This is a genomic window from Larsenimonas rhizosphaerae (assembly GCF_026240105.1).
Lineage (GTDB): Bacteria > Pseudomonadota > Gammaproteobacteria > Pseudomonadales > Halomonadaceae > Larsenimonas > Larsenimonas rhizosphaerae.
This window is the reverse complement of sequence record NZ_JAPIVE010000005.1, coordinates 1-25,667: the sequence shown is the minus strand read 5'-3', so window position 1 is coordinate 25,667 and position 25,667 is coordinate 1. Positions and strand designations below refer to the sequence as shown.

The window sequence follows — 25,667 nt, the reverse complement described above, 5'->3', positions numbered from 1 at the left end:
GATAAATCATGCCTCAGCCGATGAAAATCAATCTGGCCAATCCACGTGGCTTCTGTGCCGGCGTGGATCGCGCCATCGATATCGTCAACAAGGCGCTCGATGTCTTCGGGGCCCCCATCTATGTGCGTCACGAGGTGGTGCATAACCGCTTTGTGGTGGATTCACTGCGTGACCGGGGCGCTGTATTTGTCGAAGAACTCGACGAAGTTCCTGATGATGTCATCGTGATCTTCTCGGCGCACGGTGTATCCCAGGCGGTACAGGATGAAGCCGATCGGCGCGGCCTGAAGATCTTTGATGCCACCTGCCCACTGGTGACCAAGGTGCATATGGAGGTGTTGCGCTATGCGCGTCGCGGCCGTGAATGCATCCTGATCGGCCATGCCGGCCACCCTGAAGTCGTGGGCACCATGGGACGCTACGATACGAAGCATGGTGGCCGGATCTATCTGGTCGAAGATGAAGAGGATGCGCGCCAGCTCAAGGTCAACGATCCCGAGCAGCTGTCGTTTGTGACCCAGACGACCCTGTCGATGGATGATACATCGAAGGTCATCGATGCGCTTCGCGAGACCTTTCCGGCGATTCAGGGACCGCGGAAGGATGATATCTGCTACGCCACCCAGAATCGCCAGGATGCGGTACGCATCCTGGCCGAGCAAAGCGATGTGGTACTGGTGGTGGGCAGCCCGAACAGCTCCAACTCCAATCGTCTTCGCGAGCTGGCAGAGCGGATGAATACCCCGGCGTACCTGATCGACAATGCCGAACAGATCCAGCCCGAGTGGTTTGCATCGGTTGAAAGCGTGGGTGTGACTGCTGGTGCCAGTGCGCCCGAGGTACTGGTCAATGGCGTCATTGCGCGTCTGCAGGAGCTCGGGGGGGCTGCCCCGGACGAAATAGTTGGTCAGGAAGAAACCATTACGTTCTCGATGCCCCGGGAACTGCGCGAGCGGGTTATCGTCAGCGGGTGATCTGATCAGGAGGTCTCATGGCCGCCATCGGTACATTTATTCTGTTTTTTGCAGTAGGTCTGGTGGGCATGGAGGGGGTGGCCTGGTTTACCCATCGCTTCATCATGCATGGGCCGCTCTGGTGCTGGCACCGCTCCCATCATCGGGAGCGGCAGGGCATTTTCGAGCTCAATGACCTGTTTGCCGTCTGTTTTGCCGTACCTTCCATTGCCCTGATTTATCTTGGGACCACTGGACCGCTCTGGATGCTGGCGCTGGGGCTTGGCATTGCCGGTTATGGCGCGGTATATGCCATTTTTCATGATGGGCTGGTGCATCGGCGATTCAGGGTGCCCCTGAACCGGCGTGCTCCCTTCTGGCGACACCGCATTGATGCCCATCGGTTGCATCATGCTACCAGTACACGAGATGGCGCTGTTTCCTTCGGTTTCATGGTGGTGCCCTCAGCGCAGCGCCTCAAGGCTGCCCTCAAGCGCAAGCGCGCTCGCTGACCTTTCTTTTTTCAAGGCTTCAGGCGCTTCGCCGTTAACCACGGATAGCACACACCTTCCGGGTGTATCTGATGGTTGGATGCGGAGCCGCCATGTCGCTGTTTCCCGCCGCTCAGCGCGGCTTTTCCCTGCTCGAAGTACTGGTTACCCTGGTCGTTGTCAGCATCGGCCTGATGGGTGCCGTTGCCTTGCAGGTGTCCTCATTGCGTGCCAGTGATGCAGCACTGCAGCGAACGCGGGCCACGTTGCTGGCCGAGGGCATGATCGAGCGTATTCAGGCCAATGCCACCTCGCAGGCGCTGGCGCTATATAACGTGGGAGAAAACGAGACGCCGCCGCTGGGCACTGGCCGCTGGCCGCATATTGCCTGCTCTGCTGCATGTGACAGTTCCGCCTGGGCCGGTCGTGACCTGTGGGATCTTGATCAGCAGCTACAACGTCGTATTGACGGGAGCGTCGCCGATGCCCTGCCGTTGGCCGGCAGCTGCATTGCCATTGACGGTTCTCAGGTGTCGGTCAGTGTGGTCTGGCAGGGAAGTGGCGGAGGAGATCTGGCTGTGACCTCCTGCGGCAGTGCAACGATTCCTTCCGGGCGGCGCGAAGTGCGACTGATGTCATCGGTACTGCCACAGTGAACGCTCGCAGTCAGCAGGGGGCCACCCTGATTGAGCTGATGATTACCCTGCTGGTCGGCAGTCTTCTGATGACGGGTCTGGTGACCTTCTATCTTCAATCGGCTCGGGATTTTCACTATCAGCAGGCGTTGTCTCAGGTCCAGGAAACCGGCCGGTTCACCACACATTTTCTGGCGGATCATTTAAAGCGGGCAGGCTTCTGGGGACATGCCTGGCAGGCCGAATTTGCAGGCAGCTTTACGGCCTCCGATGGGCTGCTGTCAGCCCCCGCCCGGGCTGGCTACACCTCTGGGGCCGGGCCACTGCCGGTGTGGAGTGGCGAATCCCCCTGCCTTGAGCCTGGGTGCTCGCTCCTGCCAGCAGCCTACCAGGCGACGGCCGCCTCACCCATGTCACAGGCGTTGGCGCTGCGTTACGCCGATGCCTCCAGTAGCGGTGGTGCAGACATTACCCTGGCCAGTACGGGTAATTGCCTGCAGCTCGACTTGCCGGATGAGACGCCCGGCTGTGGTGCCCTTGCCAACCAGGTGCCACGCACGCTATGGGCATACCGGGCACTTTTCTTTGCTGTTCGACAGCTCTGCGTCAATGTGGCTGGCCAACGCGTCGGATGCGGCAGTACCGGGGCACAGGCAGTGCCTGCCCTTTATATGGGGGTGCTGGGCAGTGGGGGATACCGGATGAACGAAATTGCGCCAGGTGTCGAGTTATTGCATCTGGAGTGGGGGCTGGATGATACCGGCGATGGGCTGCCCAATCGGCTGGTATCCGGCAGCAATACGGTAGCGTTGAGCCTTGATGAGTGGCGTCGAGCTGTCAGCGTACAGCTTTACGTCGTAGTGCAAAGCGAGCCCTTGAATATTCCCGACAATCACGCTTCACCGGTGCTGAGGCTCGGGCAGGTCAGCTATACCCCGCCCCGTGACAATCGAGTGCGTCGCGTATTTTCGACCTCGGTAAGCCTTGGCAATCTGCGGTATCGCCGGGGTTTCATTGAGGGGGCGCCATGACTTCAAGGCGCCAGAATACTGACCCGGTCATGAGGCAGCAGGGATTTACATTGCTGATGGCCATGGTGCTGTTGCTGGGGCTTGCGCTGCTGGGGGCGACGCTGAGTCGAGGCAGCCTGCTGTCGCTGTCATTATCACACCGGACCGAGACAGCCACGCGCGCTTTTGAAGTCGCCAGCGGTAATGCCGAGCGACTGGCTGACCTGTCGCCTGAGAGGACGGTAAATGCCCTTGATGTCCTCAACGCGCTGGAGGCGGGCGATACCACCACGCTCAATGGTTATCGGATCATGCTGGTTCGCCAGATGGTGACCTGTGCCTCGCTCAGGGAGAGCCGTCTTTTGAGTGGCCGTGACGCCGTACATCGTCGCTTGGTGGATATCACGATAACGGGGCAGGAGGACGGCCAGATGATGACCCTGCATCAGGGTGTCGTATTTTCCGGCCGTGCGGCCGAGAACACCAATTCGCTGGATTTATCCGTACAGGTCGCTGAAGGAAATGTCCGATGTGGAGACTGATCGCTGCCGTGCTGATGTTGTGCTGTGCGCTGCTGAGGCCGGCGCTGGCGGAAGATACCAGTATTTACTTGCCTGAATATGTGTCCGGCCAGCCACAGGTCATGATCGTTTTCGATAACTCCGGCAGTATGGAAACCAGAGATCAGGCTGGCAGCAGAACGAGGTTGGGCGTTGCCAAACAGGTCATCGGTCGGCTGATTCAGAATAACCCCAATGTCAATTTTGCACTGACGGTCTTCAATGCCAACGTGGCGAGTCTTTATTGCAGCCTGGACTGGTACGGGCGCTGCATTCCAGGGTCAACCTATGCGGTAGAGGACCGCAACAACGGTGGTCGAGTGATTCAGGCCTTTGGTAGTGGCAGCAAGCAGAGCATCGCCTCCCGGCAGCAGCTTCAGTCCACGCTGGCGGGCCTGCAGGCACAAACGTCCACGCCGTTGTGCGAAACAATGTATGAAGTGTATCGCTACCTCGCGGGTACCAGAGTACTTTATGGCAATCAAAGGGCATCTTCCGATATACCGAATGCCGACGGCAGTGCTCGGAGCGGAGACGGCAATTACATCTCGCCATTGCGGCAGTGTGAAAACATCTACGTTGTCTACGTGACGGATGGTTTGCCGCAATGGGATACCACCGCCAATAATGCTGTTAAGTTGCTGACCGGGTCCGCCTGCGGCTTTTATGATGCCGTTGATCCGATCAATTCAGACAGGATCAGGCGGGTGGAAAACTGCCTGCCGACCCTGACAGCCTTCATGAAAGAAAGGGATCTGTCTGACCGGCTGACAGGGGAGCAGCACGCCTATACCTTTACCATCGGATTTACCACCGAGCAGCAACTGCTGGAGGATGCAGCCCAGCCGCCGGATGTCGTTGATCGGGGGTATTTCACGGCTCAGAACGAGGACGAGCTGACAGAAGCCTTTACAACGATCGTGACGTCTATTCTGGGCCTTTCGCCGGAGCAGAAAAGTGTTTCGACGACGACCACGGCCGATGGCTTTCAGAATGGCGAATATATTTATCAGCCCTTTTTCCAGCCTCGGCCCAGTGAGCGCTGGGTGGGCAACCTCAAGAAGTACCGTTTTCAGCATAGTGCCTCCGGAGATTTCTGGGACAGGCAGAGCACTTCAAGTGCCGTGGAGTCCGGTGGGGCAGGCGGCCTGCTGCGCGCCCGATTTGCACGTGGCCAGGGGTATGTGTTTGATCGCAGGCTTCGCACGGTTTATACCGACCTTTCCGGGGGTGGGAAGGGGTTGCCATTGCTGGCTGACATCAATGGCAATCGGGTGTCGCTGAGTGACGAGGCGCGCCGAGACCTGGATGGTACAACCTACGATATGGATAACGTGATCGACTGGTTGCTGGGAGCCGATATCACCGGTGAGAGGGCCACGGTAGCCAATGATAATGTCAGGCCATGGCTGATGGGGGATATCCTTCATTCGGCACCGATGGCTATAAATTATGCCTGTGCCGGTTGCTCGAATGGAATCCGCACACTGGTGTTTGCCGCGACCAACGAAGGCATGCTGCACGCCTTTGACGGTGACAGCGGTCAAGAGCTCTGGGCATTCTGGCCGTCGGCCATGGCCGATATTGCGGTATATCGCATGCTGAATCTGCCGCCCTTATACCATGACCCATCGGGCGTCGCCTTTTCCCAGGGGCAGCGCTACGGGCTGGATGGAAGCCTTGCACGTTATACCCTGCCGGATGGCCGTGGCGGCTTTAAAACCATTCTGGCCTTTGGCATGCGACGTGGCGGGTTTGGCTACTATGCGCTGGATATCACTGACCCGGAATCCCCGTCACTTGTCTGGCAGATTTCGCCTGATCGCAAGGCCGGCAAGGGGTTCGTACCGGGGCAGAGCTGGTCAACGCCTGCCCCGGCCCTGGTCCCGGGGGATCGCGGTTCGCGCAAGGTCTTTGTCATGGGCGCCGGTTATGACACTGGCAAGGATGGGGCGGGACTCGGCAGCAACGATACTCGCGGCAAGGGCGTTTACATTGTGGAGGCCGACACCGGTACGCTGATTCGTGTGCTGACAGCGGGCAAGCTGCAGGACAGTGTGCCTTCCGATGTGCTCATGGTGGACAGTGATGGTGATGGTGCCAGCGACCGGCTGTTTTTTGGCGATACCGGTGGCAATGTCTGGATGGGCGTGCTGCAGGACAGCGATGTATCTCGCTGGGAACTGCAACAGGTGGCATCACTCGGGCGCCATGAGAATGGCAGCCCGGCCTCGGATCGTCGCTTTTTCAATCGCCCCTATCTGTGGCGTACCACCCTTGATAATCAGGCCATCGACGTGTTGGTCATCGGAAGTGGCAATCGCGCCTCGCCGCAATCGGTGATCACGGATGACCGACTTTACCTGCTGAATGTTACTCGGCTGTTGTCCGGAGAACATACCGTAAGCGATGTCATTACGCCTTCCGAGCTGGCACTGGTATCAGTCTCGGGCGCATCGACTACGCCGCGTTCCCGTAGCGATCGGGGCTGGCAGGTCCTGTTCGAGAATCCCGGGCAAAAGATTCTTTCCCCGTCAAACGTGTTGTCTGACGTGTTGTTTTATACGAGCTATGTGCCCAGAAAAACCCTGTCCATCTGTGAACCCTCCGCAGGTGAAACCTATCTCCATGGTTTGACGCTGAGGGGGGGGCAGACCACCACGGTTGTCCGTACTTCGTCCACGCTGCTGGGCCAGTATATTCAGGAAACGCCACGGGTTATTGTGCGCGATGAGGCAAGCTATCTTGCCGGTGTCGACGCAGACAGTATGGTCTCTATCGTCAAGGACGTAACCCCTGACGGGGAAGCGGCGCCACTTGACGAGAAGGGAGGTGTTCGTACGTCCTGGGCAGTGTTCCCCGCATACTGGTATCGGGAGTAGGGCATTGAGCCTTCTTGTGTTTCGCTGACGATTGGCGCAGGTTCGCGTATTGTTGCCCGGTTCTGGTTCTTTTTTCGGTGTCCTATCAGTGAACCTAATAGTCTTTTGTGGTCTTTTGCTGGTACTGACGTGTTGTGGCTGTCTGATCCTGATGCGGCATGTGCGCGGCCGAGTGCTGGATGCCAGGGAGCGTGTCGAGACGCCCTGGCGAGCTGCGCTGGCTATCAGTGGACAAAGTATCTGGTGGCTTGACCCGGGTGACTGGTCAGTGCGTGTCAACAGGGAAGCACCCCATTTCTCCTCCGACTGGGCTGAGCGAAGTATTGCCTGGGAGGAATGGCTTTCCCATGCAGAGCCGGCAGACCAGCCTCGATTGAGGCATGCCCTGCGTCAGTGTCTGGAAGGCGTTCATGATGATTTTCGCTGCGAATACCGTATAAGACAGGCCGGTGGCCGTCTTCGTTGGTGCCTCTCCAGAGGTCAGCTTGTCATGCTTCACGGGCAGCAGATGCTGTGCGGGAGCCTGGTGGACATTACGGCGGAAAAGCAGTTCGCCGATGAGCGGGACCGGCTCAACAGTGTTCTGATGGAGGAAAAGGAACGGCTGCGCGCCATTCTCACCTCCATCGAGGATGCTGTCATGGCCGTGGATAGTGAAGGGCGGGTCACGTTTTTCAATCCGGCGGCGGAGCATCTGGCCGGCCGGCTTGAAGGTGATGCTCTGGGATGTCATGCGACGTCCCTGTTCAGCCTGTCAAATGGCACCACATCTGCTGATGAGCCTGCATTGACGCGGTGCCTCAGGACCGGACAAAGCCTGACACTGGCCTCACCTGTCGAACTGGTCAATTATCGCGGCCGACGGTTTCAGGTGCGAGGCACGCTGCTGATCACGCGTTCCCCGGAGGGAGATACAACCGGTGCTGTACTGACGCTTCATGATGTGACCTATTCCATTTCTCTGCTTCAGCAACTCGATCACAGCGCTCGCTTTGATACGCTCACCTCACTGTTCAACCGGCGAAGCCTTGAGGCGCGGCTGCAGTGCATCCTGTCTCATGCAGAAGCATCATCCGTCCTGTGTGCACTGATCGTGCTGGATATTGACCGCTTCAAGCTCATCAATGACCTGGCTGGTCATCACGCCGGTGATCGCCTGCTTAGTGATGTCGGCCAGCTCCTGCGTGACCAGGTCAGTGAAGGCAGCATGGTCGCCAGGCTGGGAAGTGATGAATTCGGCATCATTGCCCCGTTTGACAGCCTTGAGCAGGCCCGGCTGTTTACTGATGCCCTGCTTCAGAAAATACGGGCGCGTCCCTTTGAATGGGGAGGGCGAATGCATGATATCACCGCTAGTGTGGGGCTGGTGTTGTTCGGCCGGATGCCATTTGAGACCGGTGAATTGTTGGGCAAGGCTGATATTGCCTGTTTGAGTGCCCGTCATGCCGGGGGGGACCGGGTATGCGTGTTCGATCTGAACCAGCCGGAAGTGCAGCAATATGCCAGCCGGATGAACGTGGCCGTAGATATGCGTGAGGCGCTGCGACAGGAGCGTTTCATGCTGTATGGACAACAGATTGTTTCACTGGAGGGAAGGGGGGGTCGTAACGTCGAAATTCTGCTGCGCATGCGTGACCAGGATGATAACCCGGTCTCTCCGGCCGTATTTATCCCGGTGGCAGAGCAGTATGGGCTGATGCCGGCAGTAGACCGCTGGGTCATTCATCAGACATTGATAAGGTATGGCCCCAGGCTTGCGGAAACCCATGGCCGAATCAGTATCAACGTATCCGGCGCGTCGCTGGGGGATGAAAACTTCACGGCCTTTTTATGCCATACCCTCGGCGCTTCATGTCTTCCGCCTTCCAGGCTGGTATTTGAAATTACCGAGACCGCGCTGATTGGGCATCTTGACAGTGCGCGCCAGCTGGTCGCGGCCTTGAGAAACAAGGGGTGTCTGGTAGCGCTGGATGACTTTGGCAGTGGACTCAGTTCCTTCAGCTATCTGCAGCAATTCGATGTCGATATCATCAAGATCGACGGTGCCTTCATCAAGCGGCTGGACAGCCAGCCGCTTGATCGTGCCATTGTCGAATCGATTCTGGGCGTGGCTGCCCACATCAAGGCCATTACAGTGGCCGAGTATGTTGAAAATCAGACAGTATATGACCTGCTTCAGGGGATGGGAGTGCATTATGCACAGGGGTATCATATGCATGTACCCGAGTCGCTTGATACGCTGCTGTCGGTATCAGGAAGTCGTGCACTCACGTGATGACTGCTGCGTTCTAACACGTCCCATGGCATTGATGATCAGCTGGTAGGCTTGGGCCTCTGGTGCATCGGGATGACATATCGTCAGTCGGCCGTTCAGTGCCTGTCGCCAGGGCGTGGGGTTGAAGTCGAGCCGGGAGCGAAACCCTTTCCAGCTTACAGCCAGCGAATCAGCTACTGCGTGCCGGGTAATGATGGTTCTTGTATGCGTATCAATGACCAGTGCCCATTGCCAAATGCCCTGTTTCAGACAGACTGTGCCATCACGCGATCCGCAGAGCGTCACGGGGTGCTGCTCCGAATAGCTGTATTGTTTGGCTGTCGTGATCAGTTGCTTGAGTGACTGGCTCTCGGTGAGTAGCAGGCGCTGATGATGGCCCGAGGATATCGATGAGAGCCCTGCCGATAGCAGCAGGCCGAGACAGACCAGTGAAATGATGCTGGATATCAGTGACATGCCTTTTTGGGTGTGAGCATTTATCGGGCGACAGTGCAGTGACATGAAAGACGTCCTTGCCATCAGGAGAAGTTAATTGAGTGATGTATTGATTATCGGCGGTGGGGTCTCAGGCCTTATGACGGCGTGGCATCTTGTACAGACCGGTGCCAGTGTCTCGCTGATTGATCGTCGTCAATGTGCTCAAGAGTCGTCCTGGGCGGGGGGCGGGATTATTTCACCTCTCTATCCCTGGACCTACAGTGACCCGGTTACCGTGCTGTCGGATCAGGCCATCGCAGACTACCGCCCGCTGGTGGATACGTTGAGGGCTGACACCGGCATTGATCCCGAGTACCACACCCCTGGCATCTTTCACGTCAATGTTGATGACCCCGGCCATGCTCATGCCTGGGCCCGGCGCCACGGAAAGGAGCTTGAACAGCTTGACCAGACTGACTTCCGTGCTCTGGTGCCTCTTGTCCGTGAGGCCCGCACGCCGCTTTACATGCCGGGCCTTGGGAGCCTTCGCACACCACGGCTGGGCAAGGCACTGAGGCAATGGGCCATGTCGTCACCGTATGTGCGGCTGCTGGAGGAGGTGACGGTCCGTCGTATACGCATCGACAACGACAGGGCTACGGGTGTCGAGACTGATAATGCCGTGCTGGACGCGCGTCAGGTGGTGGTGTGCAGTGGGGCCTGGAGTGGTGAGCTACTGGCCGATATTGGCGTGCAGTTGTCGGTTTATCCCGTAAAGGGCGAAATGCTGTTGTTCAAGGCCGCGCCCGGACGCTTGCAGCACGTGGTGCTGTCCGAAGGGTTCTATGCGATCCCGCGGCAGGATGGCCATATTCTGTTTGGCAGTACCTTCGAACATGCGGGATATGACAAGACCCCGACGGCATCAACAAGAAGCATGCTGTACAGACAGGCCCTGCACTTGATGCCGGGGCTGGCGGACTGCCCGGTCGTTCATCACTGGGCAGGGCTGAGACCGGGGTCGCCGAACAGTATCCCCTTTATTGGTGCGGTGCCCGAGGTCCGGCATCTGTGGGTCAATAGTGGCCACTTTGGCAATGGGGTAGTGCTGGCGCCGGGGGCCAGCCGGCTGCTGGTCGAGCAGATGACCGGCCAGACATGCTGTGTTGACCCTGCGCCATATCAGGTGAGGTCGGTGGCAGCAGCTCACTGATCGCGCTTTCCCTGATTTTCCTGAAAGCGCTGGCGATGATCCTGGCAGCAAAAGGCATGCCGGCCATGATGCAGTGCTTCCTCGGTGGGTACATGCAGACGGCAGTAGGCGCAGGGCACGACAAGCCGGGTGGCTGACGGGGTGGCGCGAGAAGGGTTTTTGGCTGCGGAAGACATGCGCTTGCGCTGCCAGCCGCGCCAGGCAACCCATGCCAGCCAGACAATAGCGAGCAGTACCAGAAAACGAGCCATGGATATTCCTTGGTAGGCAGGCGGTTTTGGCGAGTACAATAACCGCAGGTAATCAATCAGACAGATGCTGCATCTAGCACCGCGTTGTACCTTAGCGAGGCGCGGGGGAATTGTCATTGTTCCTTGTGCTGATGTGCCATCTTCAGGAAAAAAGACGGGTTGTTCATGGAGAAGGAAAGCGGCACCAAGGCGTCCGACGCCTCATTGGTTGTGGTCATGGCCCAGCTTGATCCGCTGGTCGGTGATATTTCGGGTAATACGGCCAGGGCCGTTGAAGCGGTTCGTGAGGCGCGTATCGAGCACCGGGCTGACATAGTGGTTTTGCCCGAGCTGTTTCTGACCGGCTACCCCCCGGAGGATCTGTTGCTGCGCGACGCGCTGCAGGGACGTATCGAAACGGCGCTGGATGAACTGGCCAGCCGGGTAGTGCGTGATGTGATGGTGGTTATCGGGTATCCGATTGTACGTCACGGCAAGCGCTACAATGCGGCCGGGGTATTGTACAACGGCCAATGGCAGCAGGAATATTTCAAGCAGGCCCTGCCCAATTATCAGGTGTTTGACGAGCAGCGCTATTTCAGCAAGGGCACGGCGCCCTGTATCTTCACCTTCCGGGGTGTTCGTCTGGCATTGCTTATCTGCGAAGACCTGTGGGACGACGCACCGATCGAGTCGCTGATAGGCCAGGACATCGACATTATTCTCTCCCCGAACGGATCCCCCTTTCATCTGGACAAATTCGACGAGCGTACCTCGATCATGGCCCGCAGGGCACGTCAGGCGAATGCCTCGATTGTCTATGTCAATCAGATTGGTGGTCAGGACGAACTGGTGTTTGATGGTGCCTCGTTTGTCATGAACCGCGAAGGGGAGTGCACCACGCGCTCTCCGGCCTGGGAAGTCGGGTTGATGCCTGCGTTGTTCGAGCGCGATGCCGCCCATCGTCTCCAGCCGCAGGCGGGTGAGCACTATCCCTGGCCGGACGACAATGAATCCCTGTACTGCGCGCTCGTCTCGGGCGTACGTGACTATGTCAACAAAAGCGGTTTCAAGGGCGTGGTGCTGGGGCTTTCAGGTGGCATTGATTCGGCCCTGTCACTGGCCATCGCCGTGGATGCGCTTGGCCCCGACCGGGTTCATGCCGTCATGATGCCCTACCACTATACGGCGGAGATATCCCGGGAAGATGCCGCCCTGCAGGCCCGAACGCTCGGTGTCGGTTATGACGTCATGCCGATCGCTCCCATGGTTGAGGCCTTTACGTCAACGCTGGCCGAAAGCTTTGATGGTCTGGCTCAGGACACGACGGAAGAAAATCTTCAATCCCGCTGTCGCGGGGTATTGCTGATGGCCATTTCCAACAAGAAGGGGCTGATGGTTCTGACCACCGGCAACAAGAGTGAAATGGCGGTGGGTTATGCCACGCTTTATGGCGATATGGTGGGTGGGTACAACGGTCTGAAGGATGTCTACAAAAGCCGGGTCTATCAGCTTTCCAGGTGGCGTAATGCCCAGGGCGATGGTGAGGTAATTCCTGATCGGGTCATTACGCGTCCGCCATCTGCGGAGCTGGCGCCGGATCAAAAGGACTCGGACTCCCTGCCTGACTACGACGTGCTTGACGCCATCCTTCACTGTTACATCGAGCAGGATGAAAGCCTGTCGACCATTGTGGCACGGGGGTATGACGCCGACGATGTGGCGCGGGTGATTCAGTTGGTGGATCGTACCGAGTACAAGCGGCGCCAGGCGCCACCAGGTGTTCGCGTGACACGACGTGGTTTCGGGCGCGACCGGCGTTATCCGATCGTCAATGGCTGGAAACCGGGCGAGTAATCAGGAAATACCCGAAAAAAAACCTGCCGATTCGGCAGGTTTTTTTATATCACGTCAGGACTCAGGACGATGGCTTCCACACCAACGGTTTGGCATCAACGTATTCGGGGTGGAAGGTCGTGCCGCTCAGACGAGCGTTATCGGGATCATTCTTGATCAGTTCACCAAGCACTTCATTGGCGCGATCATCCATGTTCAGCCCCATGTAACCCTCCACCATGACCGCCAGGGCGTCACGGGTAGCCGGAGTCTGCGGGTAGTGGTCAATTACCCACTGGCCACGCTTGACTGCTGCCAGGTATGCCTGCTTGCGCAGGTAGAAATCGGCAGCCTGCAGCTCGTTGCGGGCCAGTACATTTCGCAGGAAGATGACGCGCTGGCGCGCATCCGGTGCGTAAATGCTGTTCGGGAAGCGGCGTGCCAGTTCACTGAAATCAACGTAGGCATCACGCGTGGCGCCAAGGTCTCGCTTGGAAATATCGATCAGGTCCAGCCCTTCAAGGCTGAATCGTCCTGCCTGCCATGCAGCCAGGCCGCGCAGGTAATAGGCATAATCCACCTGGGGATGATCCGGGTGCAGTCGAATGAATCGGCTGGCCGCCGCACGCGTCTGGTCCCAGTTCTCCACCTGATAATAGCCGTATATCAGCTCGAGCTGGGCCTGCTCGGCGTAGTCACCGAACGGGTAGCGACTGTCGAGGGCTTCCAGATAATTGACCGCGGCGGAATAACGGCCCTGGTCCAGCGCCTGCTGTGCCTGCTGGTACAGCTGCTGTTCCGGAACGTCCTGATCCTTCGGCGTTGACCCATTGCTGGCACAACCTGCCAGAAGGGCAAGCGTCAGTGTAATAACACTCAGGGAAATGGCGCGCATCATCTTCCTCATGTCGGGCATTTCTTGATGGGCGTGGTAGAATCCGCCGCAATGAACAGTCAAGCCCTCAAGGCTTTGACCGGCTACTATAAAGCATCGTTTGGCGATAAGACACCATACGGGGCATTTGCCATCGTGCAGGAGAATTCATGGCGGAAACAATAGAACAGTCCCGGACAGTCCCCGATCACATGATGGGCTGGCGGCTGGATCAGGCGGCTGCAGACCTGTTCGACGACTTTTCGCGCGAGCGGCTCAAGCAGTGGATCAAGGATGGATCCCTGACCTGTGACGGAGCCCCGTCCAAACCCAAGAACAAGCTGCTGGGCGGCGAAACACTGACCATCGATGCGCGTCTGGAAGACAGTGCGCGCTGGACGCCTCAGGCAATAGAGCTTGATATTCGCTATGAGGATGACCATGTGCTGGTCATCAACAAGCCTGCCGGCCTGGTCGTGCACCCCGCTGCCGGTAACCCGGATGGCACCCTGCTTAATGCGCTGCTGCATCACTGTCCGCCGCTGGCAGCCTTGCCGCGTGCCGGTATTGTTCATCGGCTGGACAAGCAGACGACCGGTCTGATGGTTGTTGCCAAGACACTGGTTGCGCAGACGTCGCTGGTAGAGCAGTTGCAGGAAAAAACCGTCACGCGCGAGTACGACGCCATTGCCATGGGCACCATGATCGCAGGCGGTCGTGTTGACGCGCCCATTGGTCGCCACCCCCGGGATCGCAAGCGTCAGGCCGTGGTCAGTACCGGCAAGCCGGCCGTGACTCATTATCGAGTGCAGGAACGGTTCCGAGGCCATACCCATATACGCTGTCGGCTCGAGACCGGCAGAACGCATCAGATCCGGGTTCACATGGCACATGTACACCATGCGCTGGTGGGAGACCCTGCCTACGGCGGCCGTCTCAAGATGGTGGCCGGGGCCAGCGAGGCATTGAAAGAGGCTCTGCGCCATTTTCATCGCCAGGCCCTGCATGCCCGTCGGCTGGCATTTGTGCATCCGGCCTCCGGCGAGGCCGTGACGGTCGAGGCAGAATTACCTGACGACATGACCGTGCTGTTGCATCATCTTCGCCTGGACAATGACAACGCCTGAGGTGTGCCGTGAGCGATCGTGAATGTCCGACCCTGCTGTTGCCTGAATGGGAAGCTCCCAGCACGGTAGGCGCCTTTGTTACCACACGTGAGAGTGGCCCGAGCACTGGTCCGTTTGCGGCCTTCAATCCCGCTGCTCATGTGGGGGATGATCCCGCGGTGGTAGCGAAGTGTCGGCAGTTGATCAGTGATGAAATTGGGGATGGTCGACCGGTACTGTGGCTTGATCAGGTTCACGGTACGGAGGTGCAGTCCGGCTGGGCCGAGCTTCCGCGTGCGGATGCCGCGATGGTAGATGACGCCCGATATGCCTGCGCGGTGCTGACTGCCGATTGTCTGCCGATATTCTTCTGTGATGGTGCCGGTACCCGGGTAGCAGTGGCGCATGCCGGCTGGCGGGGGCTGTTGAACGGCATCATTGAAAACACGATCAGTGCCATGGCAATTCCCGCTGATGACATGCTGGTCTGGCTGGGGCCTGCCATTTCAAATGCCCAGTTTGAAGTCGGAGAAGAAGTGCGGGATGCCTTTCTCAAGGCTCAGCCTGATGCCGGTAATGCCTTCGACCCCAGTCCATATCGGCTGCGCCACTACATGGGCGATCTTTACAAGCTGGCTCGAGGGCGGCTTGCTGCGCTGGGCATTGAAAAGGTGTATGGCGGCCACTTCTGTACAGCTTCGGACGGGCGGTTTTATTCCTATCGCCGTGATGGTGAAACCGGACGCATGGCCAGCGTGATCTGGTTGCAGTAGGCGCATGATTTTCGTCATTTTCGAGTAGTCCTTACCTTGAAATTCCCCGCTTTGACCTCATATATAAGTCATCGTTGAAATAAATGCGCGTCGCTGACCGTCAGGCTTTAGAGCCTGCCGGCCCAGACGCTGGAGGATGACATATGAGAATGGATCGACTGACCAGTAAACTTCAAAATGCTCTGGCAGATGCCCAGTCCCTGGCCGTGGGTCATGGTCATAACGAACTGGCCCCGGTACATCTGTTGCTGTCGCTGTTTGATGCCGGCGATAGCGGGTTCAAATCACTGATTCAAAAGGCCGGAGGCAATCCCGGTCAGTTGCGCGCTGCATTGAGTGAGCAACTGGAGAGCCTGCCAACGGTCAGCAATTTTGATGGCAATGTCGGCATGGGGCAGGCGCTGGGCCAGCTGCTTAACCTGGCAGACCGCGAGGCCCAGCAGCGTGGTGACCAGTATGTAGCCAGTGAGCTGGTGCTGGTAGCTGCGCTGGAAATGAACCATGCGGTCAGCAAGCTGCTCAAGCAGGCAGGGCTGAGCGCCAAGAGCGTGCGAACAGCCATCGATCAGCTTCGTGGTGGCGAGAAGGTCAGCGATGCCGGTGCCGAGGAAAACCGTGAAGCGCTTGAAAAGTACACCACGGATCTAACGGCAATGGCCGCCAGCGGCAAGCTGGACCCGGTCATCGGCCGTGATGAGGAAATTCGCCGCACGATTCAGGTGCTGCAGCGCAGAACCAAGAATAACCCGGTCTTGATCGGTGAGCCGGGGGTGGGCAAGACTGCCATCGTCGAAGGGCTGGCGCAGCGTATTATCAACGGTGAAGTGCCGGAAGGGCTCAAGGACAAGCGGGTTCTGTCGCTGGACCTTGGCTCATTGCTGGCCGGTGCCAAGTTTCGCGGTGATTTTGAAGAGCGCCTCAAGGGCGTACTGAAGGAGCTGTCGCGGGAAGAAGGTCAGGTGATCCTCTTCATCGATGAGCTGCATACCATGGTCGGTGCCGGCAAGGCAGAGGGCTCGATGGACGCCGGTAACATGCTGAAACCGGCACTGGCGCGGGGTGAGCTCCACTGTGTGGGAGCCACCACGCTGGATGAATACCGCCAGGATATCGAGAAGGATGCAGCGCTTGAGCGTCGTTTCCAGAAGGTGCTGGTGGATGAGCCGAGCGAAGAAGATACCATCGCCATCCTGCGTGGCCTCAAGGAACGTTATGAGGTTCATCACGGTGTCGATATCACCGATTCGGCCATTATTGCCGCTGCTCGTCTGTCTGCACGCTACATCACTGACCGTCAGCTGCCGGACAAGGCCATTGACCTGATCGATGAGGCCGCTTCACGCATCCGGATGGAAATCGATTCCAAGCCGGAGGTAATGGACCGTCTTGAGCGTCGACTCATTCAACTCAAGATCGAGCGCGAGGCTCTCAAGAAGGAAACCGATGAGGCGTCACGCAAGCGGCTGGATACGCTTGATGCCACGGTTAATGAACTGGAGCGCGAATACGCGGACCTGGACGACATCTGGACCGGTGAGAAGGCCAGCCTTCAGGGGGCAGCGCAGTACAAGGCCGAGTTGGAGAAGGCGCGTACTGATCTGGAAGCGGCACGGCGGCAGGGCGATCTGGGCCGCATGTCCGAGATCCAGTATGGGCTGATTCCCCAGCTTGAGCAGCATATCAGTGAGGCGACCGAGGCCGAACAGACGCCGCTGCAATTGCTGCGCTCCAATGTCACCGAGGAAGAAATCGCCGAGGTGGTTGCCCGCTGGACCGGCATTCCGGTATCCAAGATGCTTGAAGGCGAGCGCGAGAAACTGCTGCGAATGGAAGAGGCACTGCATGAGCGTGTGATCGGTCAGGATGAAGCCGTGACGGCGGTAGCCAATGCCGTACGCCGCTCTCGTGCCGGGATCAGTGATCCGAACCGTCCCAATGGCTCGTTCCTGTTCCTTGGGCCAACAGGCGTCGGCAAGACCGAGCTGTGCAAGTCGCTGGCCAATTACCTGTTTGATACTGAAGAATCGATGGTGCGCATCGACATGTCCGAGTTCATGGAAAAGCATTCCATTGCTCGTCTGATCGGTGCGCCGCCGGGCTATGTCGGCTATGAGGAAGGGGGCTATCTGACCGAGGCGGTTCGCCGCAAGCCCTACTCGGTGCTGTTGCTTGATGAGGTGGAAAAGGCCCATCCCGATGTCTTCAATATCCTGCTGCAGGTGCTGGAGGATGGTCGTCTGACTGATGGTCAGGGCCGAACGGTTGATTTCCGCAACACCGTGATCGTCATGACGTCCAACATGGGGAGCGATGTCATTCAGATGTTTGCCGGTCAGGGCGACTCCTATGACTATGAGGCCATGAAATCGTCGGTCATGGAGGTGGTCGGGCAGCACTTCCGCCCCGAGCTGATCAACCGGATCGATGAGGTGGTCGTATTTCATCCGCTGGCTCAGGCACAGATTCAGAAGATCGCTACCATCCAGCTGGCGCGGCTCCGTACACGACTGGCCGAGCGGGACATGGGAATCGAGTTGACCGATGAGGTACTGGCTCGTCTGGCAGAAGCCGGCTTTGATCCTGTATACGGCGCGCGTCCCCTTAAACGGGCCATTCAGGCACAGCTTGAAAATCCGCTGGCACAGGCCCTGTTATCCGGCCGATTCAGTGGAGGCGATACCATTCAGGTCGTCATGAAGGACGACCATCTGGCCTTCGAGCACAAGACGTCAGCCTGAGGCAAAAAAAGCCCCGCGAATGCGGGGCTTTTTTCATGTACAGGTATTCATTGATCGGGAGCAGGTCCTGAGCTCGACGGAAGAGGCTATCGTCCGGTCGGGGATACATCCGGGTAGAGCGCCATGAGGGCGCGCAGTACGCCATTGGTCCAGCCGAACCCATCCTGGGCGGGGTATTCACCCCCCTCCGCACGCTTGTCATCAATCACATTGTACTTCTCGATCAACTTGCCTTCTTCGCGATAGCGATCAAGGTTGGTGGTGATCCAGCGGCTGGCAATGGTGTGAGCCAGATCCCGTTCGCCATAATGGCGAAGACCCATGACGGCTACCCACTGGAGCGGAGCCCAGCCGTTGGGCTTGTCCCACTGCTCGATCGTGTCCGTATCGGTCGCGCTGAGTCCGCCTGGCTTGAGCAGGTAGTGCGCTATGGCGTGCGCTGTACGCTCTGCCTGCGTGTCGGTGGCTACCTGAACATACAGCGGAAAGGCAGTGGCGCCACTGACAGTCATGGTCTGCGTGCGTTCCCGCCACAGGTAGTCCCTGAACAGGCCGGTGCTATCGTCCCAGAACAGGGTGCGAATGGCGTGACGTCGCTGGTCTGCGCAGTGCTGGTAGTGGCGCGCCATCGGCTCGTCACCCTTGATTTCGAAGGCCTTTGCAATCATGGCCTCCAGTCGGTGCAGCAGACAATTGAGATCGACCGGTGCCACATCGATGGTGCGAATGGTGGACAGATGTTGTCCATCGGCCAGCCAGCGTGAGCTGAAGTCCCAGCCGCTTTCGCCCGCGGCTCGAATGTTGCGCCAGACTTCCTCGTGAGGTCTGGAAATATGCCGCGCCGTGATGATGTCCTCACGGAAGGATTCAGGACGCGGGGTGTCCTCATCATCCCAGTAGCGATTGAGCAGGGTACCATCGCTGAGCTTCACCACCCGGCGATGAGCATGTTCGGGGGGCAGTGTGTCGCTGCCTTCCATCCAGTATTCATACTCCCGCACCAGGGAGGGCAGGTAGCGGGTATATATCTCGTCACCTTCATGAAGTGCCCGCATGGCGACCATGGCGGAAAAGAATGGTGGCTGGGAGCGGGACAGGTAATAGGTGCGGTTACCGTTGGGCACATGCCCGTAGGTATCGATCAAAAAGGAAAAGTTGTCGGTCATTTCCTTCACCATGTCGGTCAGGCCGCTGATCTGCAGCCCCAGCATGGTGAAGTAGGTATCCCAGTAGTACATCTCGTTGAAGCGCCCACCTGGTACGATGTAGTCGTAAGGCAGCGGCAGGCGAGATGAAAACGGATTCATGTCAGTGCCAAGATGACGCGTCAGCACTGACCACAAGCCGTCAATGTGCTCGGTAATGGACTGATTCGGGGCGGGGGTATAGTCGTGCCCGGCATCCTGCTCGATGAAGTGAGCCTCTATAAACAGCTTCAGGGCATGATCAGTCAGTGGCCCCTGCTCGAGCTTGAGTCCGTGATACAGCGACAGAATGGTGTCTGGCGCGCTGGTCGGGATCATGTCGACAAAGGTCTTGCTGTCATCGAACAAGTGTCGGTTCTGGACGTCGTAAAACAGGTCCTCCCACAGTATCGGCGGGGGCGGCGTCGTCTTGTGCATGGGACTGCTGTCCTGGGCGGTGTCGTTGATCCTGTCCATGGTATCCGTCGATAAGGCTCTGTTTGGGGGCTCCTGTCGAGTCGGGGCCCGGGTTCAACCAACGTCTATGTATGATAATGGCAGTACGTGGTTCTGTTGAATACCACCGTTCGGTACCTTTCTGCTCTTTTACGTTATGCCGACGCTTCTCGTTGCCTTCAAGGTTGACAGCCGGGAAAGGCTGTTGGAATCTTGGGGCCTCCTGATTGCAGGCGTAGGCCACCGGGTTACCCCCGATGCCTGCGTGAAGATGAAGCCTGGCTTCATTTCCTGTCGAAAGACTGTCCGGGTCGGGTATTACTCGCCCGCCCTTGATGCCCGTACGCACGTCTATCGAGTTGCGTACAGCCGGCAGACCTAGATCCCTGGTCTGCGCGTCAGGTCTGACATCAGGTGCTGCTTGCCATGGGCAAGGGGCAGGTGGCATCGCCACCCTCGAACTCCAGTGCGCATCGCCCTGTGATTGCCATCGAGACCTAACCTAGAGGAAATACCTGTGGAACTGCTTTCCGGCGCAGACATGATTGCCCGCTTTCTGAAAGATGAAGGCGTTGAATATATATACGGCTACCCCGGCGGTGCCGCGCTTCATATTTATGATGCGCTGTTTCGTCAGGATGATGTAAAGCACATTCTGGTACGTCACGAACAGGCGGCGACGCACATGGCAGATGGTTATGCCAGGGCGTCCGGCAAGCCGGGGGTGGTCCTTGTGACCTCGGGCCCTGGCGCGACCAATGCGGTGACCGGCATTGCGACAGCCTACATGGACTCCATTCCCATGGTAGTGCTGTGTGGTCAGGTAGCAAGCCATCTGATCGGCGAAGATGCCTTTCAGGAGACCGATATTGTCGGCGTGACGCGACCGATCGTGAAGCACAGCTTTTCGATTCGCCATCCCTCCGATATCCCGGTGGTGCTCAAGAAGGCCTTTTATCTGGCCAGTTCGGGGCGTCCGGGACCGGTTGTTGTCGATATTCCCAAGGATATGACGGCACCCACCGAGCGTTATGAATACGTGTACCCCAAAAAAGTTCGAATGCGCTCCTACAGCCCGGTGACCCGCGGGCATGCTGGACAGACCAGGAAGGCCGTCGACCTGCTTCTCAAGGCGAAGCGGCCGGTTATCTTTGCCGGAGGCGGTATCGTGACCGGCAAGGCCAGCGAGGCGCTTACGGACCTGGCGCGACGACTCAATATGCCGGTGACCACTTCCCTTATGGGGCTCGGGGGGTATCCGCAGGGGGACGCCCAGTCGCTGGGCTGGCTGGGCATGCATGGCTCCTACGAAGCCAACATGGCCATGCACCATGCTGATGTCATTCTCGGGGTAGGCGTGCGTTTTGACGACCGTGTTACCAATAACGTGTCCCGGTTCTGCCCGACTGCCAAGATCATCCATATTGATATCGACCCCAGCTCCATCTCCAAGACGGTGCGAGCAGATGTGCCGATCGTGGGGGCAGCCAATCATGTACTCAATGACATGCTTGGGCTGTTGTCCGAACGTGAGCCCGAACAGCATGTGTCGCTGGATGACTGGTGGTCGCGCATCAATGAATGGCGCAGCGAGCGTGAAGGCAAGCTGTACGAGCCGGCGGGCGAGGGCGAGACGCTCAAGCCGCAACAGGTGGTCGAGGCAGTTCACCGGGCGACCCATGGCGATGCCTATGTCGTGACTGATGTCGGCCAGCATCAGATGTTTGCCGGTCAGTACTACAAGTTCAACAAGCCCAATCGATGGGTGTCCTCCAGTGGCCTCGGCACAATGGGGTTCGGGCTGCCGGCGGCCATGGGTATCAAGCTGAGCTATCAGGACGATGACGTGGTGCTGTTTACCGGCGAAGGCAGCTTCCAGATGATGATGCAGGAGCTGTCTACCTGTAAGCAGTTTGGTATCGGTGTAAAGATCGTGAACCTCAACAACCAGTCCCTTGGGATGGTCAGGCAGTGGCAGGACCTTAACTACAAGTCGCGCCACGCCCAGTCCTACATGGAGTCGTTGCCGGACTTTGAAGTGCTGTTGTCAGCCTACGGGTTTCGCGCCATAACCGTTCGTACGCCGGAAGAGCTTGAGGCGGCGCTGGAAGAAACCTTCGCAGACAAGCATGAGCTTGTATTTCTTGATGTGCAGGTGGACCCGCGTGAGCACGTTTATCCGATGCATGTTCCTTTGGGCTCCATGCGTGACATGCTGCTTTCCAAGACGGAGCGGACTTCCTGATGCGTCATATCATCTCTATTTTGCTGGAAAACGAACCGGGCGCCCTGTCACGTGCAGTAGGCCTGTTCTCGCAGCGTAATTTCAATATTGAAACGCTCAATGTGGCGCCGACCGATGATGCCACGCTTTCTCGTCTGACCGTGACGACCACGGGGGATGAGCGGGTAATCGAGCAGATCACCAAGCAGCTCAACAAGCTGATTGATGTGGTCAAGCTGGTGGATCTGACGGAAGGGGCGCATATCGAGCGTGAACTGATGCTGGTCAAGGTCAAGGCGCACGGCGCTCAGCGCGATGAGATCAAACGGACGGTGGATATCTTCCGGGCGCAGATCGTCGACGTGACACCGAGTATTTATACGGTGCAGATCACCGGTGATGCCTCGAAGCTGGACGCCTTTGTGCAGGCCATGGCGCCGGTAGGGATTCTTGAAGTGGCGCGTACCGGCGTCTCTGGCGTCTCACGTGGTGACAAGGTGCTGAACCTGTAAGGTTTTTTCAGCGCATATTGATCTATCAGGGCCGCTCCATGGAGCGGCCCTTTTCATGCCGGTGGCGGCGAATCAATCTGAGACCACAGGGCCATGATCAGAGGGTTTTTCAGTTTGCGCTGATTGACACACAGGCCGACATCGTAAGCCATCAGTTCCGGATGAACATCCAGCCGCTGAACACGGTCTGCCAGAGGACTGTTCTGGTAGACCATTTCCGGTACAACGCCCACTCCGAACCCCAGGCCCACCATGCTGACAATGGCTTCGTTGCCGGATACCTGTGCGTAGATGCGCGGCTTGATGCCCTGATCCCGAAACCAGTGGTTGATCCGTTCCCGGGCCAGCCCGGATTCCGACAGGATCATTGGAATGCTATGCCACGACGTCGTCGTCAGCGTTTCCGGCATCCAGTCGGGAGCATCCCTTGGGGCAATGAACAGCAGGGGAGTACGGGCAATGGGCTTGAATGCCATGCTGTGGGGAAGATGGTCGGGCCGTGCGCTGATGGCCATGTCTTCTACGCCGGACATGACCCTGGCAATGGCATCTGCCGGATCACCAGTATGCAGTTTCAGCTCGATGCGAGGATGTCTCAGACGAAATTCGCTGAGCAGGTCATACAGGAAGCTGTAGCTGGCGGTAACCGAACAGTAGATGCTGATCTCTCCGAACAGCGTGGCCTGTTCTTCCATGAGGGAGTGACGCAGCAGTTCCCACTGTTCCAGGGTGTCACGCGCAAACTGCTGAAAGCGCCGTCCGGCGGTAGTCAGGCGAACAGTACGGTTGTCCCGTTCAAACAGCGCTGCGCCAACACTGTCTTCAAGCTGGCGGATCGAACGGCTCAGGGTAGAGGCGCTGATATGACATTGTTCACTGGCACGTCCAAAGTGCAGGTGCTCTGCAAGACTTAAAAAGTGAGTCAGCGGTCTAAGATCCATGGCGTTTCATTTCCTGCAATGTTTCGTTGCAAATATAGCGTTTTACGCAATGAGTTTCAGGCGCTATCGTAGGTATCAAAGCACTGCAGCAGACGGTGCAACGCCCGAAAGGGGCTCAACGCTGACACGTTTATACTTCACATGATTTCAGGAGCACGACATGCAGGTTTATTACGATAAGGATTGCGATCTTTCGCTGATTCAGGACAAGAAAGTCGTCATCATCGGGTACGGCTCCCAGGGCCATGCTCATGCGTTGAACCTGAAAGAGTCGGGTGTTGATGTCACCGTGGCACTGCGCAAGGGCTCCTCTTCCGTTGCCAAGGCTGAAGGTGCCGGTCTGAAAGTAGCGGACGTTGCTGAAGCCGCTGCCGCTGCTGACGTTGTCATGCTGCTGGCTCCGGATGAAAACCAGAAGGACATTTACGAGCAGCATGTTGCGCCGCACCTCAAGCAGGGCGCTACTCTGGCATTTGCCCACGGCTTCAACGTTCATTACAACCAGATTATTCCGCGTGGCGATCTGGATGTGATCATGATTGCACCGAAGGCGCCGGGACATACGGTTCGCTCCGAATTTACACGCGGTGGCGGCATCCCGGATCTGATCGCGATTCAGCAGGATGCTTCCGGCCAGGCCAAGAACATTGCCCTGTCCTACGCAGCAGCCATCGGTGGTGGCCGTACCGGTATCATCGAAACCACGTTCAAGGATGAGACCGAGACCGATCTGTTTGGTGAGCAGGCCGTACTGTGTGGCGGTACGGTTGAGCTGGTCAAGGCTGGCTTTGAAACACTGGTTGATGCCGGTTATGCGCCCGAAATGGCTTATTTCGAATGCCTGCATGAGCTCAAGCTGATTGTCGATCTGATGTATGAAGGCGGCATTGCCAACATGAACTACTCCATCTCCAACAATGCAGAGTATGGCGAGTACGTGACCGGCCCGGAAGTCATCAACGAGCAATCCCGTGAAGCCATGCGCAACGCACTCAAGCGTATTCAGTCTGGTGAGTATGCCAAGATGTTCATCCAGGAAGGTGGTACCAACTATCCTTCCATGCACGCGCGTCGCCGCCTCAATGCGGAACACCAGATCGAGCAGGTCGGTGGCAAGCTTCGCGGCATGATGCCATGGATTACGGCCAACCAGCTGGTCGACAAGGAAAAGAACTGAGACGTTGATGCGTTTTGGTGACTAAAAAGCGGGCATGCCATGGCATGCCCGCTTTTTTATGCGCATTGTGCCGGGAGTCGTCTAGCCTGTCAGTTAGTGGCATCATGATGGCGAGTCAATAACAGGATTTTTTGATATGACAGATGGCAATCGTCCGGACGACGAAAAGCAACCCCTTCCGCGGGACCCTTTCTCTGAATTCAGGGAAGACACCGAAGTTGTTGAGGAGGTACTGGAGGGAGGCAAGCGTGTTCGGCGCAAGGGGATTTATCTGCTTCCGAACCTCTTTACGACGTCTGCACTGTTTTCCGGGTTCTTTGCCGTGGTTGCAGCGTTGAACAATGACTATGGCGCTGCCGCCATTGCCATTTTCATTGCCATGGTACTCGATGGTTTCGATGGTCGAATTGCACGGATGACCAATACCGAAAGTGCCTTCGGTGCAGAATACGATAGCCTGGCGGACATGACTTCCTTCGGGGTGGCCCCCGCAATCGTGGCATTCAGCTGGACGCTGCAGGATGTCGGCAAGCTGGGCTGGATCGCTGCCTTTGTGTTCGTGGCTGGCGCCGCACTGCGACTTGCGCGTTTCAATGTGCAGATCGGCAGTATCGACAAGAAGTGGTTTATTGGTCTGCCAAGCCCTTCGGCGGCCGGTATCGTGGCAGGCTGTGTGTGGACCTTTCATAACTTCAATGCAGAAGGCTTCGGGTTCAAGCTGCTGATGGCTTTCATTGTGGCTGCGGCCGGTATCCTCATGGTCAGTAACGTGCGCTATTACAGCTTCAAGGATCTCGATTTCAAGGGGCCGGTTCCCTTTGTAGTGCTGCTGGCAATTGTTCTGGGATTTGTGGTCATTTCCGTCGAGCCATCAGTCATGCTGCTGCTCCTGTTCGGCTGCTATGGCCTGTCCGGGCCGATACTGGCGCTCTTGCGCCGAGCTCGTAAGGGCAGAAAGGGGAGCGCATCAGAAAATGCATCCGATACTTCTGCGGCGGAGGGAGCTGCATCCTCCCACAACGATTCCACGCCTGATTGATATATAAGTGGTTGCTGACGACCCCCGCTGTGAGTGCCTCTCAGCGGGGGTCCTGCTTTTCGGGTAATTAATTTTCATCGAAGGGGTTGTGTTCGGGGCGGTGCGAGCGTAAAGTACGCATCCGCTGCCGGGGACGTCGCA

At 57.8% G+C, this 25,667-nt stretch carries 21 protein-coding genes; 16 read left to right on the top strand and 5 right to left on the bottom strand.

The window, feature by feature from the left end; genetic code table 11:
- The first annotated feature begins 8 nt into the window (after nt 1-8).
- From ispH to OQ287_RS14570, 7 genes are all read left to right on the top strand, one after another.
- Nucleotides 9-974 (top strand): 4-hydroxy-3-methylbut-2-enyl diphosphate reductase, encoded by a 966-nt coding sequence (gene ispH, locus OQ287_RS14600; protein ID WP_250939781.1) that lies wholly within the window; start codon nt 9-11, stop codon nt 972-974.
- A gap of 17 nt (nt 975-991) precedes the next feature.
- Nucleotides 992-1,465, top strand: a complete 474-nt coding sequence (locus tag OQ287_RS14595) for a sterol desaturase family protein (RefSeq protein WP_250939783.1) — start codon at nt 992-994, stop codon at nt 1,463-1,465.
- 92 nt (nt 1,466-1,557) lie between these two features.
- On the top strand, nt 1,558-2,100 hold the full coding sequence (gene pilV, locus OQ287_RS14590) for a type IV pilus modification protein PilV (RefSeq protein WP_250939785.1): 543 nt from the start codon (nt 1,558-1,560) through the stop codon (nt 2,098-2,100).
- On the top strand, nt 2,097-3,110 hold the full coding sequence (locus OQ287_RS14585; protein ID WP_250939788.1) for a PilW family protein: 1,014 nt from the start codon (nt 2,097-2,099) through the stop codon (nt 3,108-3,110). Before pilV ends, OQ287_RS14585 begins: the two co-directional genes overlap by 4 nt.
- Nucleotides 3,107-3,631, top strand: a complete 525-nt coding sequence (locus OQ287_RS14580) for a hypothetical protein (protein ID WP_250939790.1) — start codon at nt 3,107-3,109, stop codon at nt 3,629-3,631. The genes OQ287_RS14585 and OQ287_RS14580 overlap by 4 nt, the downstream gene beginning before the upstream one ends.
- Complete coding sequence (locus OQ287_RS14575) at nt 3,619-6,531, top strand: PilC/PilY family type IV pilus protein (protein ID WP_265896914.1); 2,913 nt, start codon at nt 3,619-3,621, stop codon at nt 6,529-6,531. Before OQ287_RS14580 ends, OQ287_RS14575 begins: the two co-directional genes overlap by 13 nt.
- An 88-nt stretch (nt 6,532-6,619) precedes the next feature.
- Nucleotides 6,620-8,806 (top strand): EAL domain-containing protein, encoded by a 2,187-nt coding sequence (locus OQ287_RS14570; RefSeq protein WP_265896913.1) that lies wholly within the window; start codon nt 6,620-6,622, stop codon nt 8,804-8,806.
- Here OQ287_RS14570 and OQ287_RS14565 read toward each other — a convergent pair.
- On the bottom strand, nt 8,783-9,307 hold the full coding sequence (locus OQ287_RS14565) for a GspH/FimT family protein (protein WP_265896912.1): 525 nt from the start codon (nt 9,305-9,307) through the stop codon (nt 8,783-8,785). The two genes, OQ287_RS14570 and OQ287_RS14565, sit on opposite strands and share 24 nt — an antisense overlap.
- A 31-nt stretch (nt 9,308-9,338) precedes the next feature.
- Between OQ287_RS14565 and thiO the strand changes: the two genes are divergently transcribed.
- Nucleotides 9,339-10,436, top strand: coding sequence for a glycine oxidase ThiO (gene thiO, locus OQ287_RS14560; protein WP_265896911.1), 1,098 nt, complete (start codon nt 9,339-9,341; stop codon nt 10,434-10,436).
- Here the strand turns inward: thiO and OQ287_RS14555 are convergent.
- Nucleotides 10,430-10,687 (bottom strand): PP0621 family protein, encoded by a 258-nt coding sequence (locus OQ287_RS14555; protein ID WP_250939801.1) that lies wholly within the window; start codon nt 10,685-10,687, stop codon nt 10,430-10,432. The genes thiO and OQ287_RS14555 overlap by 7 nt on opposite strands.
- 165 nt (nt 10,688-10,852) lie before the next feature.
- On the opposite strand from OQ287_RS14555, the gene OQ287_RS14550 reads away from it, so the two are divergent.
- Complete coding sequence (locus tag OQ287_RS14550) at nt 10,853-12,523, top strand: NAD+ synthase (RefSeq protein ID WP_265896910.1); 1,671 nt, start codon at nt 10,853-10,855, stop codon at nt 12,521-12,523.
- Nucleotides 12,524-12,584: 61 nt separating this feature from the next.
- Here OQ287_RS14550 and OQ287_RS14545 read toward each other — a convergent pair whose 3' ends face one another.
- Complete coding sequence (locus tag OQ287_RS14545; protein WP_250939805.1) at nt 12,585-13,409, bottom strand: outer membrane protein assembly factor BamD; 825 nt, start codon at nt 13,407-13,409, stop codon at nt 12,585-12,587.
- 137 nt (nt 13,410-13,546) lie between these two features.
- Between OQ287_RS14545 and rluD the strand changes: the two genes are divergently transcribed.
- The 3 genes from rluD to clpB all read left to right on the top strand — a co-directional run bounded on the left by rluD (nt 13,547) and on the right by clpB (nt 17,993).
- Nucleotides 13,547-14,503 carry a 23S rRNA pseudouridine(1911/1915/1917) synthase RluD gene (gene rluD, locus OQ287_RS14540; RefSeq protein ID WP_250939808.1) on the top strand — a complete coding sequence of 319 codons (957 nt, stop codon included), beginning with the start codon at nt 13,547-13,549 and terminating at the stop codon, nt 14,501-14,503.
- An 8-nt stretch (nt 14,504-14,511) separates the two neighbouring features.
- Nucleotides 14,512-15,255: a peptidoglycan editing factor PgeF gene (pgeF, locus tag OQ287_RS14535; RefSeq protein WP_265896909.1), complete on the top strand. Its 744-nt coding sequence runs from the start codon at nt 14,512-14,514 to the stop codon at nt 15,253-15,255.
- 143 nt (nt 15,256-15,398) lie between these two features.
- Nucleotides 15,399-17,993 carry an ATP-dependent chaperone ClpB gene (gene clpB / locus OQ287_RS14530; protein ID WP_265896908.1) on the top strand — a complete coding sequence of 865 codons (2,595 nt, stop codon included), beginning with the start codon at nt 15,399-15,401 and terminating at the stop codon, nt 17,991-17,993.
- 86 nt (nt 17,994-18,079) lie between these two features.
- On the opposite strand, the gene treF is transcribed toward clpB, so the two are convergent.
- Nucleotides 18,080-19,615, bottom strand: coding sequence for an alpha,alpha-trehalase TreF (gene treF / locus OQ287_RS14525; RefSeq protein WP_265896907.1), 1,536 nt, complete (start codon nt 19,613-19,615; stop codon nt 18,080-18,082).
- Nucleotides 19,616-20,150: 535 nt separating this feature from the next.
- Here treF and OQ287_RS14520 point away from each other — a divergent pair.
- Nucleotides 20,151-21,878, top strand: coding sequence for an acetolactate synthase 3 large subunit (locus tag OQ287_RS14520; RefSeq protein WP_250939816.1), 1,728 nt, complete (start codon nt 20,151-20,153; stop codon nt 21,876-21,878).
- Nucleotides 21,878-22,369, top strand: a complete 492-nt coding sequence (gene ilvN, locus OQ287_RS14515) for an acetolactate synthase small subunit (protein WP_250939818.1) — start codon at nt 21,878-21,880, stop codon at nt 22,367-22,369. The genes OQ287_RS14520 and ilvN overlap by 1 nt, the downstream gene beginning before the upstream one ends.
- A 53-nt stretch (nt 22,370-22,422) precedes the next feature.
- Here the strand turns inward: ilvN and ilvY are convergent, their stop codons facing one another.
- Entirely contained in the window at nt 22,423-23,310 is an 888-nt protein-coding gene (gene ilvY / locus OQ287_RS14510) for an HTH-type transcriptional activator IlvY (RefSeq protein WP_250939820.1), read from the bottom strand.
- Between the two features lie 160 nt (nt 23,311-23,470).
- Here ilvY and ilvC point away from each other — a divergent pair, with 160 nt between their 5' ends.
- Together ilvC and pssA are read left to right on the top strand one after the other, a co-directional pair.
- Nucleotides 23,471-24,487 (top strand): ketol-acid reductoisomerase, encoded by a 1,017-nt coding sequence (gene ilvC / locus OQ287_RS14505; RefSeq protein WP_250939822.1) that lies wholly within the window; start codon nt 23,471-23,473, stop codon nt 24,485-24,487.
- A gap of 136 nt (nt 24,488-24,623) precedes the next feature.
- On the top strand, nt 24,624-25,526 hold the full coding sequence (gene pssA, locus OQ287_RS14500; RefSeq protein ID WP_265896906.1) for a CDP-diacylglycerol--serine O-phosphatidyltransferase: 903 nt from the start codon (nt 24,624-24,626) through the stop codon (nt 25,524-25,526).
- Nucleotides 25,527-25,667 lie beyond the last annotated feature (141 nt).